We start from the raw sequence: 19,116 nt of genomic DNA, 5'->3' as shown, positions 1-19,116 counted from the left end.
CAGGCCCTGACCGCCAGTCTGGCGCTGGCCGCGGGTGAGCGCGCCAAGGCTGTCGAGCCTGTGTGCTATCGTCGAGATGAAGCGACGCTCGCCCCGGCAGTCGGTCGACACCGGCCGGAACAGCGGCGCGGTCGCCTGGTGCGTCCGGTGGGTGCGGCTGAGCCCCTGGATGGCGGCGTCAGGGCGCCAGCCCGGTTCGAGGAGGTAATGATTGCGGCGCGACTGGTTCTCGCACGTCAGGCTCGCATGATAGCTGCGCCCGGTGCCGCCAGCGTCGGAGAAGATCAGGATTTTCTTGGCACCGCGCATGAAGGCGTCGGTTTCGGCCAAGTTGGTACGGGGCGAGCGGCTTTTGACGCGCTGGCGACCGTGCGCGTCCATGATGACGCGACGGCTACGCCCCGTGACCTCGGCGGCCGCATCGGTACCGAAATGCCCGATGATATGGTCGAGCGCGGACCCGACGATGGGCAGTGCATAGAGCTGCTCGAGGAGGTTGTCGCGCATCTCGAGCGCCTCCTGGCTGAAGACGGGGCGGCCGTCTTCGTCCGACATCGGTTCGGAACGGGTTTTGCCGGTCTCGTCGACGAAGGTCTTCATCTGCCGCACTGGGAAGGCGGCCGTGAGGTACGACATGAGGAACTCGCGGGGGGAAAGCTCGATGTCGAGATTGGCGCGTTCTTCGACGGTCAGCGCGGCCAGTGCCCGGTTGAGCATCGCCTCGGACGTCGAGACGAGCTGGATCACCACGCTCTCGCCGCGCGCGAGAGCGGCGCGGATCGCGGGAACGAGTGAGGGCAGCTTCATGCCGATCAGAAGTTGGCAGAAGAAACGCTGCTTGGTGGACTCGAAGATCGACAGCGCGGCCGCCTTGGCGCCGCTGTTGTAGGTGTCGTTCGAGAAGCTGTCCGTCACGCGGGTCGCGTCCAGCGCCGCGCGCAGGTTGCTGTGGATGATCGCCCACGCATCGGCATAGGCGTCATAGACCTCGATCTGGTCTGGTGTAAGGTTGTGCTGGAGGATATCGTATTCGACACCGGCGAAGCTCAGCGCGCGCGAGACGTAGAGCCCCTGCATTTTCAGGTCGCGCGCGATCAGTTCCAGCGCCGCGATCCCGCCACGGCGCAGGGAGTCGACGAAGGTCCAGCGATCGGCGAACGCCGTGCCCGGACCCCACAGACCAAGCCGCGTGGCATAGGCCAGATTGTTGACGTCGGATGCGCCGGTCGCGGACACGTAGAGGACGCGAGCGCGCGGGAGGAGGTTCTGGAGACGGACGCCGGCGATGCCCTGGTCTGAGCCTTGTTTGGTGCCGAAACTGCCTTCGCCGCCTGCGACACCGGCCATCTCGTGCGCCTCGTCGAAAACGATCATGCCGTCATAGTCGTCGCCAACCCATTCAAGGATCTGCTGGAGCCGGGTGCCCTTGTCGCCGCGATGGGAGCGCAGCGTCGCATAGGTGAGGAACAGCACGCCCTCGCCAGCACCGATCGGCGTTCCCAGCTTCCACTGGTTGAGATGCTGGATATCGAGTGCGAGACCGCCAACAGTGGTCCAGTCCCGCCGCGCATCTTCGAGCAGCGTCTCGGTCTTGGAGACCCAAATGTGCTTGCGGCGACCGCGCATCCACTGGTCGAGAATGATCGCGGCGACCTGGCGGCCCTTGCCAGCGCCGGTGCCGTCACCGAGGAAGAAGCCGGTCCGATACGGACGGCCAACCTCCGATGGTGCGATCGATAGCCCCTCCTCGACAGGTTTGAACAGGCCGGGGATGTCACGCTCGAAGGCGTCGCCGGCATAGATCAGCGTCTCGAGCTGTGCGTCGGAAAGCGTCTTCGCGTCGACGACGGCTTGCGGAAGCGTGGGGACGTAAGTCGGCCGCGGTGCGGTGATCGAGCCCATGGTAATCGATTCCACCAGCGCGGTTGGATGCGCCGATGCGCAGCCGATCGCGATCCGGCTCGGCCGGTATGGCAGGTACACACCGACAGACTCGCCGGTCGGGAGTGGCTCGGCGAGCACGGTGTAATCGATCGGCGTCGCGGTCTGCGACCTCGCGGCTTTTGCAGGTGGTCCGTTGAAGCGCGGTTTGCTGGCGAGGCCGCCAAGCAGCGAGCTGCGCCCTGAAGGGCGCGCGAGCAGCGAGGCGGTGCGCGGGACAGGCGCGGATACGGGGGAAGCGGCCTTTGCCGCGATCGCCGCGAGCGCCTCGGCGAGCGTCGCGCAGCGGATCAGTACGGCCGGCGTGCCGGTGCCTTTTTCCAACACCATGATCTTCACGGCCTGGCTGGTGCCGTGCTTGGCATAGGCATTTGCCGGCAGCTCGAGGTGCAACGTGAGGGTGCAACCCTCCGTCGCTTTGGCCCAGGCGCGGCTCGATGTGTCCACGCGATCGGGCAGGATTGCGGCGCAGCGGCCTCCGGTGCCGAGACGCATCAAGGCGGCGCGAAGATGCCGGAACGCTGCCAGCGGGTCGGCGTGGCGACCGATGCTGCGCGAGAAGGGAGGATTGATGAGGACGGCCGTTGGCCGGATCGTTGGTTCGAGTAGATCGTGGATCAGCTCGCCGTCGTGCCGCGTGACAGCAACGCCCGGGAACGCGGCAGCGAGCATCTCAGCGCGCGCCGGATCGATCTCATTGAGGACCAGCCGGGCACCGACGCGGTGCGCGAAGGCGGCGAGTAGGCCTGTCCCGGCAGACGGTTCGAGGACCAGATCCGTGGCCGCGATCCTGCCGGCGAGCGCCGCGAGGTAGGCGATCGGGGCAGGGGTCGAGAATTGCTGAAGCTCGATCTGCTCCTCGCTGCGAACGGTATGCGTCGGCAGGTTGGCGACCAGCTCGGTCAGCGCGGCAAGGCAATCGCCGGGTGTGGACGGCAGGTCGGCCTTCGCCAGGTGCATGACCTCTGCGAGTTCGAGCATGTCGTAAGCGTCGCGTAGCGACCAGCGACCGTCGGCCGATGATACGCCATAGGCTTGCTCCATGACCCACAGCAGCGTGTCGCGCTGGAGCGATCCGTTCCTGGCGATGGTGTCGGCGACCGCCTTGGCGGCCGTGATCGAGGGTTCGGTGAAGTCGAGTTCGAGAGCTGCGGCTGAGGTCCGCATCGAGGGCTTCCTTCTTGTCGCCCGGTGCTCATCACCGGATCAACAAGCCGAAGGCTCCCTCTCCTCTGCACGCCTTGTGCCCGACGAAGCATCGCTACCGCGAAGCCATCTTCCAAAGCCGGTTGGGACGCGTCGGCCGCAGATAGTTGCGCAGGACGTCAGGCATATGGATCGATATCAGGCGGCCACCGCGGCTCGGGTTCCTGTCAAACGATCCTTGGGCTTCATCACGACGACCGTCTCGGGCTTCCCGACCCGTCGGCCTAGTTTATCCCGCGCAGGGACTTCGGGAACAACTTCCCGCACTTCGATTGAGTAGCTCGGCATTTTATTCTCGGCTGCGATCTTCTTCAGCTGACTTTTCAACGTGCGGAGCGGCGACGTTGAGCCGATCTTCGCACCCAGCATTTCCAGAGGCATTTCATATTCTTCATCACGACAGTAGCAGTGCGCCAATTCATAAAGGCGTCGTTCAATCGAGCCGAGACGGAAATAGTCGTTGTGATAGTCATAGATACGGCTGTCGCGCGAGACCGCGCGGACGAGCCAATCACAGAGCTGGACGCGGACGGGCATGAGTTGATCGACGCCGCTCGCCGTTTCGCGAGTGGTCGCCTGCGCTTCCGCGAACCAGGAGAAGAAGCCCTTCGTCCCCACGGTGCCGGTTTTGATATTCGTCCTGATCTGCGTGCCCTGCAGACGACCGAGCGCTTCGATGAAGCGGTCGTAATCACGCTTCGATGGGCGTCCGACGCCGGTTGCCCGGAAGAAGTCGTGTGCATTGAAGGTGAAGACGTTTTGTACTTCACCACCGGTCCGCCCAATATGCTGCACCATCAGCGACAGGACGTAGATCAGGACCTCTTTATCCCACATCGTCGCGATACCGCTCGAACTGGGCTTGATCTCGATTTTTACGCCGTCCATTTCGTAGGTCATCGCCTCCATCTGAGGCCGCTTCGCTAACGAGAAGAGCGGAAAGTCCATGATACTCTGCTCGCCACGGACTTTGCCGTGCAGCGGGCTGTCGAGATAGTCGAACAGCTTGCCCTGGGTGAGAGCGACTTCTCGCGAATCCATCGTCGGGGCTCCCACCAGCTTCACTTAGCAAAGCCGCTTATAGCGGATCGGCCGCAAACCTGCAGTTGGATAAGCGACCGCGTTATCGATAGCACGAGGATTTGGAGCGATTTAGCCGGTAAATCGGGGTGTGTTTCACATTTCGGTAGGTGCGAGCCACCGCAAACTCGGTCGAGACTCGTGCTATCGGTAACGCCGTGAAAGCCGTTCAAAGACCAGGTGTGCAGTACGAGGTCCAGGCCTTTGAAAAAATGACGAGATCCCGTCATCGTAGTCCGGCTCCCCGGGAAACCAGCCGCGACATCAGGCTCCCGATCGGCGTTGCATCGGTCCCATCGGACATCCCCCGCATGGCGACCGCGCGGCTTGTGTCCTTGAGGCCGTGGAGCGTCCGCCCAAGGTTCAATTCGCCCTTATCAGCTTTGCTGCTCATTCCGCGAAGATACGCGCCGGGCCGCTGAACCTCGCCGCGCCGGTATTTCTGGATGGTGGCGATGACGGAGGCAGCAGCACCTCGCTGGCCCATGATGCGACAGGCTTCCTTGAACGCGTGATTGCTGATCCCCGACTGGCCCGCAAGCCGCTCTGCGGTAGCGACCACCTCGCCCCACGATCCATCGCGGTGGAGCAGACCGGAACAGAGCTCCGGGGCGATCGACATCATGAATTCCGGATCGACACCGTGTTTCTCCAGATCGTCGTCGACTGCAGTTTGTGGTTGAGAGGGGCGGGCGTCCCCATTTTCACTACTCTTTATCGTCAAGCTGCTACGGGTATCTGCTTTAGCAGATAGGAGTTGGGTTGTAGTTGTAGAGTGGATGTCCTCGGGTCCATCCCAGCATGAACTATCATCCTGATCGTTACCGGCATTGGGGACGGCAATCTTGGCCGAAACAGCCCTGGCAAGACGACGCGCACGCTCTTCGATCTGCTCTACGCAAGCCGTCAAAAGGCCGGCATCGCGGACGCAGCGCATCTGGTCGGTGGCCATCAACGCCAAAGCGAGATCGTCACCCGCCTTCAAATCGTGAAGGTCGGCGTCGAATGCCGTTTGGGCCAGAGCCCTGATATTCCTGCGGGCAGCGGCAAGGCGCTTGCGGAGCACTGTTAGTGCCGCGTCCTCTGCGGCTCCCTTGGCCGCGCGGGCAGCAAATTCTTGAAGCCTGGTCCCGATCGGAGCGAGCACGATGCCGTAGCCCCACGTGATGAAGCCGTCGCCCCCGCGGCGTCCACCACGATGACCGTTCGGACTATCCCGAAAGCTGATCAGACCGAAGGCCTGTGCCTGATTCAAGAGCTTTTGAACCTGTCGGACGGTTACGCCCAGCTTTTGCGCGAGCAGGTCGTTCGACGGCCAAACGACGGGGATTTGTCCACCCTGCCAGTCCTGCGGCTTCGTCCAGGCAAACAGGAGATCGATGACGGAGACCACGCGCAGGGGGACGCCCATATAAGGAGCCGCCCGTTTGAGCGCGGCAAGCGCGTTGGAAGGTGCCATTCCGGTCTCGAGCCCGCAAAACTCATCGACAAGCTTCGTCGCGTTGGCGGCATGCTCGTCAAACCGGCGTAGTCCCCGACCGGGGCTTTGGGCAGCAGCCATTGTACGTTCTCCCTGGGAGGGGAGCCCGTGCAGACACAGCGACACCGTGGCGCCACGGTCGACGCTTTGGGGTAGCAATATGAAAGGGAGCCAGCTAAGTGAGGGTTCTCACATCCGCCCTAGCAGGCGTCCCGAAAAGCCCGGCCTCGTGCCGGGTTTTTCATGTCCGCACAGCGTCCCCCTTGATCGTTGTGGCGCCCGCCCGGGTGGACGGCGGCGGTCAGCGTTGAGCCGATCCACAACGTCGATTGTTAAGGATCGCTGGCGGGTCGGTCGTGCGCGATGAATCGTGCTATCGGTAACGGGACGGGCAATAATCACGTGCTATCGGTAACGAAGCGTCGATCTTCGCTCGTGCTATCGATAACGCCGTGCCGCTGAGACACGTGCTATCGGTAACGCCGTCGCGCTCTCGCTCGTGCTTTCGGTAACGGCGTGAGAATCGTGCGATTCGGCTGTCTTACGCGACATGTAGCGCAGAAGGAGAGCATCCTCCTCAGCGCCGCGCCGGATAGGCGTGGCGGAAAAGTTGCAGTTAAGGCGGCGAGGGCCTGCAAGTTCAGGCTCGAAATTGGCTGCCGCCGTCTGTCCTAGCGGTAGATCGAATGGGACTTTTTCGATCGTTCGATATGTCACTAGTGACCGAAAGAACGGAGTGGAGCGTGACCCGTAGAAATCGTCAGCCCGATCTCCGATCCTGTATTTGGGACTCGGCGATCTGAAGATCGAGCCACTGCTCCGAAGCAGCAAGAAGGGGAGTAAGCGTGCCGACGATCAGGCGGCGTCCGTCATCAGGATCCGTTTGTCTGACTATGTATCCAAGCGCCTCGAGATGCTCGATGTGGCGCAAAGCGGTGGTCGTCGAGCCTCCGCTAAGCTTACAAAGCTGGGACACAGCGATGCGGCGCCGCTCGCACGTAGCCACGTAAAGCTCCAGGATCATGTCCCAGCTCGGATCATAGAAGCGGACCCCGTTGAAGTGGGTCGACCGCCGACGCCGGCCGACCAACACCGCCCTGGCCTCGGCAAGCCTGCGCTCGGACAGGTCTCTCGCGTCTAGCGGCATAGACAGCAAAGTTTCTTCGATCGCCTTGCGCGGCAACCGCACAACGACGTCGATCAGGTCGTCTCCTTCAGATGCTGCACCCATAATCGTCTTGATCCGTTTCGGATGTAGGGCTCGGCGTCGCGGGGTAGGCGGAACGTGCCAAGCGCAAGGGCTCCAAGCGCGAGATAAGCATAGATCCCGAGCCCGGTATGATAGGCGAAGAGCGGAATACCAGGCAGCAATGCGCCGAGAGCGCTCATGAACAGATCGCCGAGCGCGAAACCTGCCGCCCAGATCGGCCAGAAGCGGGTCGTGGTGATGCCCAGCCAGTAGAACCCGAGAGCAACGCCGAAGTCGATGGACATGATGATCACGTCGGCCGGCGCAAGGCGGGCTACGTCGTACAAACGGAGAACCGACGACACCACAGAGGCCACAACATTGATTGCTGCCCCGAAGCGCTCAGGTCGACCGCCCCGGAAGAAAGCAAAACTGCAGATACCCACGAGAGTGGTATTGAACAGTAGAGCCAAAAATATCCCGAGCGACATCAATTCTCCGTTCAGACAATTTACGCTACCTCCAAGGCCATCTCGGTCAGCGTAGCCGTCGTCGGCTTCGGCGTGCCTTCGCCCCAGTTTGTCTCGGTGAGACCAAGTTGTCGGCCAACCCGCTCAACGGCCAGATGCGCTCGCATAGCCATATGGCCTTGGCCATCAACCAACGACGCGAGCGCTGCAACGGTTGCCTTCACCGTCCGCTGCGTCATTGCAGGCGAAAGGCTATGCACCTCCGTCGCGTCGAGTGTCGTCAAAAGAAACTGAGCGGTATCGCGCGCGGCGAGGTTGATCGACCGCTCCGCCTTCCGGAGCTCATCCGCGACTACCCGGCTCGTATTGGAAAGTCCTTGCATTACGGCTCCCTTGGACGATCAGCGCCCATCATAGTGGTTTCAGCCCGAGCAGGAGGAGCAGCGTTACGATCGCCATGCCGGCCGCAGTTAGGCCCAAGGGGGTCACGATCGAGATGATCGCGGTCCAGAAGGCAACCTGCTTCCAGGTGAGCATATTCGCTGCCGCCCCAGCGGTCGGCAACGGGAGGGGAAGCGGGAAAGTTGGTGGCGCGGAAGGTAGGTCGTTTGCAGGGGGTAAAGGCTCTACCCCTCCGTCGTACTCTGCCAGAAGCCGCGCGGCTTCAAAACGGGTCGGCACCCCAAGGACATTGTTGGCCTTCAACAACTGCTTATCGACTGCCCGGTGGCTGCTACCCGTGACCGCCGCAATCTCCTTCGAGCTGCGGTTCTGAAGCACAAGGCGGAGATAAGACCGCTGGCGATCGGTTAGCAGAGCAACGCGATCCGGTGGGCTTACATCCAGCGTCGGTGTTGGAGGCGTCCGTTCGGGAGGACGTTTGCCCGGTTCGTTGGTCAGCATGCTCTGGAGAAACCTCGGAATGCGAAATGATTCGGCTCCATATCGGGGGCAACTCGTGACGGGCTCCGTTTATCAAATCCACTTCACAGGGCTCAGGCGTCGCGCGAACGCGACGAAGAGGTGACGTTCCAGCGCCCACAACGCTTCGCCGATCACTCACTTCCGAAGTAGGCCGAAGTCAAAAACACTCAGCGATCAGCTTCGACCGCAACCCGGCATGAGCGATGGCCCTAGTGGACGGACGGGAATTTGCCGACGGTTGCCGCGGTGTCGTTCAAGCGAGATGCCCAGAAGGAAAGGATCAGTCCCTCGGCAGGGCGGTCCTCGGCTGTGTGCGCAGCAAACTCTGACAGGGTGCGGGCGAGTTCGGCCCCAGTAATTACGCGTTCGCGTTCCAGTATCGTGGCCAGCAGTGCGAGCCAGTCACCATGTGCCTGCACCAGCGCTTCGATCTGAAGCATTCCCGAACCGCTGCCGGAGAAAGCCTTTGAAGGGCTTTGAGGCCGGCGGAACCTCGTAAGCAAACTTTTGATCAAGGACATGGCGCGCGTTCCATCAACCGCCCGTAGCCGGGACGGTTGAACACGCGGGAACACTGGTAACCACGCCCCACGTAATCCCCGCACCGACAAGCGGTAGCAAGGTCTTGTATTTCGCGGGCCGCCCGACGGAAATCGGGGACCCAGCATTCGACCGCGCATGCGGGTCGAGGATGGTGTTCAAGCCATGCCCAAGCCAGACCGCTATGGCACAAGGATCAGGCGAAAACACGCTGTCATTGCAAATCTAAACAGACCCCAGCATCCTGAAAGCAGGCGTCGCGCTCGTTGCCGGATCGATCTGCCGCATGGCGGGCGGCGCGGGAGCGCCGCGTGATGACAGCGCGGGAGATCGCCCGGACGATCGGCGCGTCGGTCGCGGCCCTTGGGCTCGTCGCCTAGCTGGGGACCATCGCCCACCCCTGCGTCGGCAACATAATGATCGACGTGGCGGTCCTCGTAGCTCCCGGCCTACTGCTCTGATGAATCAATCGGCGTATCACTACCGTTTGTTTTGCAAGAGCAACCGACTCCAGCCGCGAAGAGTCTGGGTAGGCGGGCTTGACCTTGACACGATGTCAGACCGTACATGTCCTCGGGTAGAAGGAGTCTCACGCCATGAACGACCCTCATTCCCATACGCCTCAAGCCAGCGGGTGCGGCTGTTCCAGGCAGAGTACCACTGAGACTGCGGCCGCGACTGTCCCTCCCGCCCCAGCGGCCTGCTGCTCAACTGGAGCGGCTGAGCCTCCGGAGACGGCCAAAAACGACGAGCATCGCCCTAAGGCTGGAGGATGCTGTACTGGCGGCAAGGTCTCTGAAGGCGCAGCGACAGTTACGGACCCGGTGTGCGGGATGACGGTCGATCCGGCGAAAACGGCGCATCATGCCGAGCACGCCGGCCAAACCTACGATTTTTGCAGCGCCGGTTGCCGGACCAAATTCGTCGCCAACCCTAACGCCTATCTCGGCGACAAGCCGAAGCCTGCGCCAATGGCGACGCCGGGGGCTATCTGGACGTGTCCCATGCACCCGCAAATCCGGCAGGAGGGACCGGGGACGTGCCCGATCTGCGGTATGGCGCTCGAACCGGAAGAACCGTCGCTCGATGATGGGCCTAATCCCGAGTTGGTCGATTTCACGCGTCGGCTGTGGGTGGCGGGCGTGCTCGCCGTGCCGCTGCTGGCGATCTCGATGGTCACCGAAATGCTCGGCATCGATGTCGTCAATCCTGCCGCTTCCCCTTGGGTACAGCTCGCGCTAAGTGCCCTGATCGTACTGTGGGCGAGCTGGCCGTTTTTTCAGCGGGGATGGACTTCGCTTCGCACTCGCCATCTCAATATGTTTACGCTGATCTCAATCGGGGTCGGTGCAGCCTTCGTCTACAGCCTGGTCGCGACGGTCGCGCCCGGCATCTTTCCGCCGACATTCCGCATGCACGGGGGCGTGGTCCCGGTTTACTACGAGGCGGCCGGGGTAGTGGTGGCGCTGGTGCTGCTCCGACAGGTCCTTGAACTGCGTGCCAGAGCAGCGACCGGGCGCGCGATCCGCGCCCTCATGGATCTTGCCCCCAAGACGGCGCGCCGGGTGCGATCGGACGGGTCCGACGAGGAAGTCAGCCTTGCCGAGCGGACAGTCCGCTTTCGGGCCGCGACTAACGTAAGGGGATATTCGTTCACTTTCCGACAAGAAGACAAAGTGTCTCTGCAACGCGCACCAGTTCGTACGGTCGATAATTTGAAGCAAATAACTCCCGAATTGGAGTAAATGATCTTTTATGGGGATGCTTATTGCCAAGGATAGGTCTAAGTGAAGGCGACGGTCGCATCGACGCATTCGATATTGAAAGCTTGAGCACCGCCTCGATTAAGGGGGGCGTCTGCTACCGCGAAAAAGTTCGCTGTCCAGATAATAACTGTGCATGATATTGCGACTACGAAGCTTAAGGCGTTCTCCGGGAGGCGGTCGTCGAGCCTGACGCTTTAACCGACGCTCAATGCCGAACCGCGGGACAAGATTGCCGATCTTAATACCAAGCTCGACTTAGGATTTATCGATACGGGTCTTCTTAGTCGATACGCGCGATACCATCTTCGCGCTGTGCCTATTCGTATCCCCGCAGTTGCCCGCAATCATGCTCCGCCGGGCACGTCGATCGTTCGCGCAGAGCGAATGTCGCCCGCATTCGTGAAATATCATCTCGATGATGGCAGGGTATTGCATCGGTTCGTTCGGCCCGAGCCGCACGCCGATCCGCATGACCATCCCTGGTCGTTCGAGACCACCATTCTGTCCGGTGGATATATCGAAGAGGTCTTCACCTTCCAGCCGGACGGTGCGTGGCGAAGTGCATTCGTCGAGCGGCAGCCACACTCGCGGCACTGGATCGATGCGAGTCACATTCACCGGATCGTGGCATTGCCGCTGGGAGAAAGCTGGACGCTCGTTCGTGCCGGTCCGCACGAGCGCAAGACCATGTTTTGGCGCTTCGGCGACACGGTGCAGCACCGGGCCTGGAACGCCAGACGCTGGAGCCACTATCGGTAAGCGGTCTCCGATAGGATCGTGCTCGACGGCACCAAACCTTCGTCGAGAATTGTCCTGGCAAGCGGAGCGAACGCGATACGCTCGGTGATGTGTTCCGAACAGGCAATCAGACCGTTGGGGCAATAGCGGTCATCGTCCCAGCCGGGATGATCAAGGATCGGGTAGAGGCAGACCCCCTCCACGGGTACGCCGAGCGATCGGGCGATCTTCACCTCGCGCAGGATCATCCGCAACCAGTCAGCGCGAGCGTTCCCCTCGATCCCGGTTTCGGCGATGAAGATCGGGCGGCCATAGCGGGCATAGGCATCCGCGAGAATTGCGTGGAGCGGGCGACTGAGCGGATGATCGTACGGTAGCGGCGGGCCCCCGTGGATCCACTGGTTGTTGTGGTAGAAGTTCACGCCGACGATATCGAGCAGCGCGTCGCGGCCCCCGATCTGTGGCCAGGCCCTCCCCGCGATCATGTCCCATGCCTGATATTGCGCGAGGCGGTGGCCTTCGGCGGCGGGCGCGTCATGCGGACGGCCGGGATCGGTGATGACGTTGATGACCGGGTCGGCATGCACGAACCGCGCGGCGGGATCGACCGCGAGGATCGCCTCCATCGCGGCGATCGAGGCGCGGGCGAGTTGCACCTTGAGCTCGTAGCCGCGTCCGCGCGCAAACGGGTTGAGGTACGCCGCGTCCCCGCCGCCCCAGGCGAAGAACGAGATCTCGTTGACGGGGGCGTAGAAGCGACGCTCGCTGGGGGCGGCAGGGCCGATGTGGCGCGCAACAGCGGCGGCGAAGGCGGCGAACCGCGTGACGAACACTGGCGTCCAGATGTCGATATCGTCGGGCCAGCCGTAATGCAGCAGATCCCAGATGACCTCGGTTCCGGTCGTCTTCGCAGCAGCAAGCTGGCGATCGAGGCTCGACCAGTCGTAGCGACCGGGTTCGCGTTCGATCAGATGCCAGCGCAAGCCGTCGCGGACGGTCAGGATGCCCAGTTTGGCAAGCTCGCCATAGTCATGCTTGGCAAGCACGTCGTGGTGGCTTGCCGCGATCACGTCGACGCGCTTCCCGTCGTGCGCGCGGCGATGCGTCGAGCATTCGAAGCCGCCCTGCAGGAAGCTCCGGAAAAGCCCCGTCGCACGGGGTAGGCGCGTACGGTCCGCAAGGAGCTCGGCGAACAACGCTTCCCACAGCGGGACGACCGCGCCGACCGCATAGTCCGTATCTACCTTCCTGCGCAGCGCGCGGCCGAGGCGGGACCTGAGCGACCGATCGTCGATCAACCGCGCGATCGCCGCGGCAACCGCCGACGGATCCTCGTGCGGAACGAACAGGCCGCTGACCTGATCGACGATCTGCTGCTCGGACCCGTTGTCGCGCGTCGCTACGACGGGCAGGCCGGCTGCACCGGCTTCGGCGATGACGTGCGGCATCCCTTCGCCGCGCGACAGCCACACGAAAACGTCGAGTGCGGAGAGCAGGTCGGGCACGTCCTCCCTGTCACCGAGGAAACGGAGCGCCTCGTTCAGCCCGAGCGCAGTGGCGCGGCTCCGCAGCGCGACTTCATATTCCGGAAGGAACGCGTCCGGCCCGCCGATCACGACAAAGCGTGCGGTAGGATACCGACGGTGCACCAGCGCCGCGGCGTCGATGAAGTCCTCGACCCGCTTCTTGGGATCGAGTCGACCGAGCCATCCGATCAACGGGACATCGTCTGCAATGCCGAGCGTCGCACGAACGGGCAGCCGGCGCGCCGGATCGAAAGCGCCGGTATCGACCATCGAGGGAATTTCGAGCGCATGATGCTCGCGGCCCGGCATGTGGCTTGCGGCTGCGTCCCGGATCGACGCGCAGACGCCGACGTAGCGTGTGGTGAAATGCTTCGGGCCGGCAAGCGCCTCGGATACGAGGCCGCCATGTTCGATCAGCGGCGGCCGCAGGTGGATCCGTTCGAGCGCGGGATAGATGTCCGCGACGTTCTGGCAGGAGACCACGATGTCGTAAGCGGGAACCTTGCTGGCGAGATACGCAACGGTTTCCTCGAAACCGAGCGCATAGGGCGTTCGGTCGACGGGGACGCCGATCGCTTCCAGTTGCGCGTGCGTCTGCTCGGGCATTTCATGCTTGCGGAAGCAGGCGATGACTTCGATCCGGTAGCGCGCGGGATCGAGGGCCTGGGCGAGCAGCCGTACCTCCGTCTCCTCGCCGCCGACGACGAGCCAGGCAAAGACGAACAGGATGCGGATCGGGCGAGCGTCGGAAATCGGTAGAGGTGTCAATCGCCGACCTTGAAGACAATCTGGAGGAATTCGGGACGTTCGCCGACCAGCTTTGCGATGAATGCGGGCGCATCGTCATATGGCACGACGTGCGTGATCAATTGCGCGCGGATTTCGGGACCGCGCGCAAGCAACAGCTTGACCGTCTCGTTTGCAAGCCTGCGGCGGTCCCACTGGAACCCTAGGCCGCGGGGAACACGATTGATCTGCGCGCAGCGCAGGTTGAGCCCGTTGTGATGAAACTCCTCGCCGAGCCGCAACCGGTCCGCGCCGCCCTGGTAGAAGGCGAGGTCGATCACCGTGCCCTGCGGCCGCAGCGCCTGCATCGCGGCGTGCAGGCTCGCGGCATCGGCGCGGGTCTGGAACACGACGTCCGCCCCGCGATCGTCGCCGCCATGAAGCCAGCGCGCCTTGGCATGCGCCCACGCCTGATCCTGGGTCATTGCGGTGATACCGAGGCATTCGGCGCGCAGGCGACGGAACGGGGACGGATCGGCAATCACGACCTCGCTGGCGCCGCACCCTTGCGCGAACAACGCGGTCAGCATGCCGACGATGCCTGCGCCGATCACCAGCACCGGGCGACCGCGGATGCCGTCACCGAGGTTGACGACATTAAGGCCGAGCAGTTCAGCGTCCGCGTGCAATATGCCGTTGGCGGCGATCGGTCCCATCTGCCCGACGTAGATACCGAGGATCGGGTCCATCTCGGCCGGGAGCTTGGTCAGCAGGTCGTTGAACGGGTCCGCGGTGTGGCCGGTCTTGTGTCCGAAGACGGTGCCCACGACGTCGCCGTTTGCAAAATCATGGACGCGGCTGTCACTGACGCGCGCGCATTCCATGTAACCGAGGAACGGCACCGGATAGTGCGCGCTCGGTTCGCCGGGGACGAACACGCCGCGACCCGCGTCCCAGCGCGAATGGAGGTACGGGTTGCTGTTCTTGACGAACGTGAGCTCGGTGCCCGCGGAAAAGCCGGTGTACAGCAGATCGAGCCTGACCTGCCCGTCCCCCGGGGGCGCTTCGTCATAACCGAAGAAATAGGCTTGCCCAGGGCGCTCGACGCCGAGCGAACGGACGTGGCGCCATTCAGACATGCGCTGCCTCCCGCTCGCGCACGTCGATTGCGCGGCCTTCGCTGGCGGAGCGCTCGATCGCCAGCGCGAGGCGGAGCGTTTCGAGCGCGGCGGGGTAGGGGCAGCGAATGCGGTTCTCGCCCCCGCGGACCGCATCGATGAAGTCGCGGTCCTCCAGTACGACGGGATCGCTCTGCGTTCCGCGCACCGGACGCCCGCGGCCGATGTCGATCATGACGTCACGGTCGGTGAGTTCGATCGCGAGGCCCTCGCCGAACAGGTGGAGCCCGACGCGGTGGTTCCAGTTGAGCAGGCAGGTCGAGGCGAAATTGGCGATCGCGCCGCTCGCGAAGGTCAGCATCGCCGTGCTCGTCGTCGCGACATCGAGGTCGGGGAAGGCTGCGCGCTCGACGTGGCCCGACTGGCCATAGACGCGGACGACATCGCCGACGAGATAGCGCGCGAGATCGACGAGATGCGTCGTCTGTTCGAGCATCTGGCCACCCGAAGCGTCCTTGCGCCACCACCAGCGCGGCGGCGGCGTGGAATCGAGCCAATAGCCCGACAGCAGGCGCGCCGGCGTGGCCGACAGCAGCGCTTTCACCTCGTCGACCGTATCGAGGTATCGCCAGTGATAGCCGACTGCGGTGACGAGACCCAGCCGGTCGACCGACGCAGCGACATCCTCCGCGGTGCCCAGATCGATCGCGACCGGTTTCTCGACGAAGAACGGAAGGTGGTGGTCGATCGAAAGGCGTTCCGGTTCGCCGTGGGCGAAGGGGGGCACGCAGATGTAGAGCGCATCAAGGTCAATCGAGGCGAGCATCGCGGCGGCGTCGTCGAACGCGCGCGCCCCGAACCGGGCGGCTGCCTCGGTCGCGCGCGCCATGTCGACATCGGCGACCGCGACGATCGCGACGTCGTCGAACTGTTCGAGTACGCCGAAATGCCGGTGCGCGATGCCGCCCGCGCCGATGAACCCGATCCGTGTACGCTCCACACTGTCTCCTTCTTTGGTTTCTGTCTGGTCTTGCACGCCGGCGTAGACCGCGCGTGTCTCGGCGATCATCCGGTCCGCCGAGAACTGCGCCTGCTGGCGTTCGATCGCCGCGGTCCCGATCGTCGCGAGCGTGTCGCGATCGGCAAGCATCGAGACAATCGCGTCGGCAAAGCTTGCCGGGTCGGCAGCGGTCAGGCGGCCGGTGACCCCGTCCTCGATCGCTTCGGCATTGCCCGGCGCAAAGGTCGCCACGACGGGAAGACCGGCGGCCATCGCCTCGAGCGCGACCAGCGGCAAGCCCTCGAACGCGGAAGGGAGGACCAACAGATCCGCCAGCGTCATCAGGTCTGCGACGTCGCTACGGTTGCCAAGCATCCGTACGCTGCCGGCAAGGCCCCTTGCGGATACACTGCGGGCAGTGGGGATCAGCAGGGGACCGTCACCCGCCAACAGCACGATCACATCCGGGTACAAGGCGCGCACTGCCGGAAGCGCGTCGAGCAGCAGCGCATGGCCCTTCTGCTCGGCAAAACGCCCGACCATCAGGAGCACGGGGGCATCGCCGACGGCCCATTCGCCGCGCAGCACCGCCCGCGATCGGGAGGGGTGGTGCGGCATGACACCGTTGTGGATCGTGTCGATCAGAACCGGGTCCACGCCGGCGGCGCGGTGAGTGTCCCGGACGGCGTCCGAAACACAGATCAGCCGCGCGAGCATGGAAGCAGACTCCCGGTGTTCGTCGCGTTGTGCAGGATCGGTAAGGAGATAGGGAAGGTGTTCCGTCCGGATCACCGGCACGCCAACCGCGTGCGCCGCGCGAACCGCAGCATGCCCTTCCCAGCCGATACCCGCATGGACATGGATGATGTCAGGCCGCGCCTGGCGCAACCAGCGCGCAAGGCCCGGATCATCGTCAAGCGCCTTGACGGCGAAGCCCGCGGCGGCGGCGCGCTCGAGCAGACCGCTACCGGGTCGAGCGGCAACGACGATGTCATCCGCGGGCAACCCCTCGGCAAGTGCCATCATGTGCGCGCCGACGCCGGACGGAGCAAGGCTGTCGGTCAGCAGACAGATGCGGGTCATTCGGCGGCCAGAACCGGAGCGGCAGGAGCAGCGACCTTGGCCGCCATCCGACGATAGGTCGCGAGCGCCTGACCAACGACTTGGTCCATGTTATAATACCGATACGTCGCCAGCCGTCCCACGAACGTCACCCCCGTTTCCGCATCGGCGAGCGCCTCGTAGCGTTTGAACAACGCCTGATTCTCCGGACGGGGGATGGGATAATACGGGTCACCTTCCGCGCTGGGAAATTCATAGCTGATGCTGGTTTTCGCGTGGAGCTGACCGGTCAGGTGCTTGTATTCGGTGATCCGCGTCTGCGGCACGGTCTCGTCGGGATAGTTTACGACCGCAACCGGCTGGAACTGCGCGACGTCGTGTGTTTCGTGACGGAACTGCAGGCTGCGATACGGCAGCTTGCCGAACCGGAAGTCGAAATACTCGTCGATCGGCCCGGTGAAGACGATGTGGTCGACGTCGATACGGTCGATCACGTCGCGATACTCGACCCCCAGGTCGAGCGTGATCCCGGGATGATCGAGCATCGCCTCGAACATCCGGGTATAGCCATGCGCGGGCATCGCCTGGAACGTGTCGGTAAAATAGCGGTCGTCGGTCGAGGTGCGCGTCGGCACGCGTGCGGTGACGGTGCGGTCGAGCTCCGACGGATCGAGGCCCCATTGTTTGCGCGTATAGCCTTCGAAGAAGGTCTCGTAGAGGTCGCGCCCGACCGCCGCGACGACGACGTCCTCTGACGTGCGGATGGCGTCGACCGGTTCCGCGCGGCTGGCGAGGAATGCCGCGGCGGCGGCGTCGTCCTCGAGCGACAGGCCGTACAGCGCGTTGAGCGTCGTGCGGTTGATCGGCATCGGCACGAGCTTGTCGTCGACGCTCGCCAGGACGCGATGTTCGTACGGCCGCCACGCGGTGAAGCGGGAGAGATAGTCGAACACGTCGGCTGAATTGGTGTGGAAGATATGCGGTCCGTAGCGGTGGATCAGCACGCCCGCCGCGTCATGCTCGTCATAAGCGTTGCCCCCGATATGCGGGCGGCGGTCGACGACCAGAACACGCTGGCCGCCGTCCGCAGCAAGCCGCTCGGCCAGGACCGCACCGGCGAAGCCCGCACCGACGACCAAGGTGTCGTAGCGTTCGCGCTTTACGGAGGGGTCGTAGGATCGCGTGGCGCGCAGGACGCGGTCGATTTCGGTTGCCATTGCGGTTTGGGTCCGGTCCCAGGATTGCGTTACGAGCAGGCGATCGGCTTCGTCGCGCCACGCGCCTTCGGGTGGAAGGTTGAGGGCGTCGGCACAGGCACTTGCGAAGGCCGTAGCGTCGGCTGCGATCGCGACGGCCGCGACGTCGCCGTAATGCCGCACGACGTCGACGATCGGGGTGGACACCACCGGCAGCCCGCCGGCGAGATATTCGGGCGTCTTGGTCGGGCTGATGAACCGCGTCGCGGCGTTGATCGCGAACGGCATCAGCGCGACGTTCCACCCCGCCAGATACGCGGGAAGTTCGCCATAGTGGCGCGCGCCGAGCCAGTGGATGTTCGGGCGGTGCGGCAGATGCGCCGGATCGATCTTCACGACCGGGCCGATCATCACGAACGACCAGTCGGGACGGGCGGCGGCAACGGCATCGAGGAGCGCGAGGTCGATGCGTTCGTCGATGACGCCGTAGAACCCCAGCTTCGGGCCATCGATAGCCCGCTGGTCTTCGGGCTCCACAGCGTCCGCGCGGGCCTGCGCAAAATGCGCAACGTCGACCGCCGAGGGAAAGGCATGGACGTCGCGGTGCCGTTCGCGCTTCGCCTCGTACAGGCTGTACCCACCGGTAAAGACAAGGTCCGCTCGGGCGAGCAACCGCGCTTCGCGTTCGAGCAGGGCGGGGTCCGCGAAGCGGAACGCGGACAGCTCGTCCATGCAATCGTAAACGACCGCCGAGGCCTCGAGATGCTCGGCGAACGACAGCATCATCGGCGTGTAGAACCATAGCAGGGGCTTCGCACGGACGCTCGTCGCGACGAACATGTCGAGCAGTTCGCGCAACCCCGCCTCGATCTGGTCCGCGTTCCACCAGTGCGGCAGGCGTGGGCGAAGCGCGACGATGCGGTCCGCCGGGAACGGATGATGCTCGAGATACGGCAGCGGATGATCGCACGGGATGTGTTCTTCCCAAAAGAACACGCTCTGCTTCTGCGCGAACCGCTTCATCAGATGCTGCGGTCGCTGCGTCACGAAATCCCAGCGAAGATGCGAGAAGCAGATCAGGGGCGGGTCGGAGTCGAACGAAGGCGAAAGGCCGTTATCATGTCCGCTACCGTGCACGCTCTTCCACTCCGTGA

At 63.7% G+C, this 19,116-nt stretch carries 13 protein-coding genes and 1 pseudogene; 2 read left to right on the top strand and 12 right to left on the bottom strand.

Features of this window, described 5'->3' with window-relative positions:
* The 8 genes from L8K25_RS21440 to L8K25_RS21405 form a co-directional block, all read right to left on the bottom strand.
* Positions 1-3,108: strawberry notch-like NTP hydrolase domain-containing protein (locus L8K25_RS21440; protein ID WP_242141066.1), on the bottom strand; the 3,108-nt coding region annotated here is incomplete at its 3' end.
* A 177-nt stretch (positions 3,109-3,285) separates the two neighbouring features.
* On the bottom strand, positions 3,286-4,212 hold the full coding sequence (locus tag L8K25_RS21435; RefSeq protein WP_242141065.1) for a replication initiator protein A: 927 nt from the start codon (positions 4,210-4,212) through the stop codon (positions 3,286-3,288).
* Positions 4,213-4,453: 241 nt separating this feature from the next.
* Positions 4,454-5,788 (bottom strand): plasmid replication protein RepC, encoded by a 1,335-nt coding sequence (gene repC, locus L8K25_RS21430; protein WP_242141064.1) that lies wholly within the window; start codon positions 5,786-5,788, stop codon positions 4,454-4,456.
* Positions 5,789-6,467: 679 nt separating this feature from the next.
* Positions 6,468-6,938, bottom strand: coding sequence for a winged helix DNA-binding protein (locus L8K25_RS21425; protein ID WP_242141063.1), 471 nt, complete (start codon positions 6,936-6,938; stop codon positions 6,468-6,470).
* Positions 6,908-7,387 (bottom strand): hypothetical protein, encoded by a 480-nt coding sequence (locus L8K25_RS21420; RefSeq protein WP_242141062.1) that lies wholly within the window; start codon positions 7,385-7,387, stop codon positions 6,908-6,910. Before L8K25_RS21420 ends, L8K25_RS21425 begins: the two co-directional genes overlap by 31 nt.
* A gap of 20 nt (positions 7,388-7,407) precedes the next feature.
* Positions 7,408-7,749 (bottom strand): hypothetical protein, encoded by a 342-nt coding sequence (locus tag L8K25_RS21415; protein WP_242141061.1) that lies wholly within the window; start codon positions 7,747-7,749, stop codon positions 7,408-7,410.
* A gap of 28 nt (positions 7,750-7,777) precedes the next feature.
* Positions 7,778-8,269 (bottom strand): RNA polymerase subunit sigma-70, encoded by a 492-nt coding sequence (locus tag L8K25_RS21410; protein ID WP_242141060.1) that lies wholly within the window; start codon positions 8,267-8,269, stop codon positions 7,778-7,780.
* A 230-nt stretch (positions 8,270-8,499) separates the two neighbouring features.
* Positions 8,500-8,811, bottom strand: a complete 312-nt coding sequence (locus L8K25_RS21405) for a hypothetical protein (RefSeq protein ID WP_242141059.1) — start codon at positions 8,809-8,811, stop codon at positions 8,500-8,502.
* 843 nt (positions 8,812-9,654) lie between these two features.
* On the opposite strand from L8K25_RS21405, the pseudogene L8K25_RS21400 reads away from it, so the two are divergent.
* A pseudogene (locus L8K25_RS21400) lies at positions 9,655-10,431 on the top strand (heavy metal-binding domain-containing protein); the annotation flags it as partial.
* 549 nt (positions 10,432-10,980) lie between these two features.
* Positions 10,981-11,355, top strand: a complete 375-nt coding sequence (locus L8K25_RS21395) for a hypothetical protein (RefSeq protein WP_242141058.1) — start codon at positions 10,981-10,983, stop codon at positions 11,353-11,355.
* Here the strand turns inward: L8K25_RS21395 and L8K25_RS21390 are convergent.
* Genes L8K25_RS21390 through glf form a run of 4 tightly spaced genes read right to left on the bottom strand, consistent with a single transcriptional unit; the run spans position 11,346 to position 19,009 of the window.
* A complete protein-coding gene (locus L8K25_RS21390) occupies positions 11,346-13,628 on the bottom strand; it encodes a glycosyltransferase family 4 protein (RefSeq protein ID WP_242141057.1) in 2,283 nt (760 codons plus the stop codon). The two genes, L8K25_RS21395 and L8K25_RS21390, sit on opposite strands and share 10 nt — an antisense overlap.
* A complete protein-coding gene (locus L8K25_RS21385; RefSeq protein ID WP_242141056.1) occupies positions 13,625-14,725 on the bottom strand; it encodes a zinc-binding alcohol dehydrogenase in 1,101 nt (366 codons plus the stop codon). Before L8K25_RS21385 ends, L8K25_RS21390 begins: the two co-directional genes overlap by 4 nt.
* Positions 14,718-16,787, bottom strand: coding sequence for a glycosyltransferase (locus tag L8K25_RS21380; RefSeq protein ID WP_242141055.1), 2,070 nt, complete (start codon positions 16,785-16,787; stop codon positions 14,718-14,720). Before L8K25_RS21380 ends, L8K25_RS21385 begins: the two co-directional genes overlap by 8 nt.
* Entirely contained in the window at positions 16,784-19,009 is a 2,226-nt protein-coding gene (glf, locus tag L8K25_RS21375) for a UDP-galactopyranose mutase (RefSeq protein ID WP_242141054.1), read from the bottom strand. The genes L8K25_RS21380 and glf overlap by 4 nt, the downstream gene beginning before the upstream one ends.
* Positions 19,010-19,116: the final 107 nt, after the last annotated feature.

It is taken from the genome of Sphingomonas sp. TREG-RG-20F-R18-01 (assembly GCF_022662475.1).
Classification (GTDB): domain Bacteria; phylum Pseudomonadota; class Alphaproteobacteria; order Sphingomonadales; family Sphingomonadaceae; genus Sphingomonas.
The sequence above is the reverse complement of the archived record's forward strand: the minus strand, read 5'-3'. Positions and strand labels throughout refer to the sequence as shown.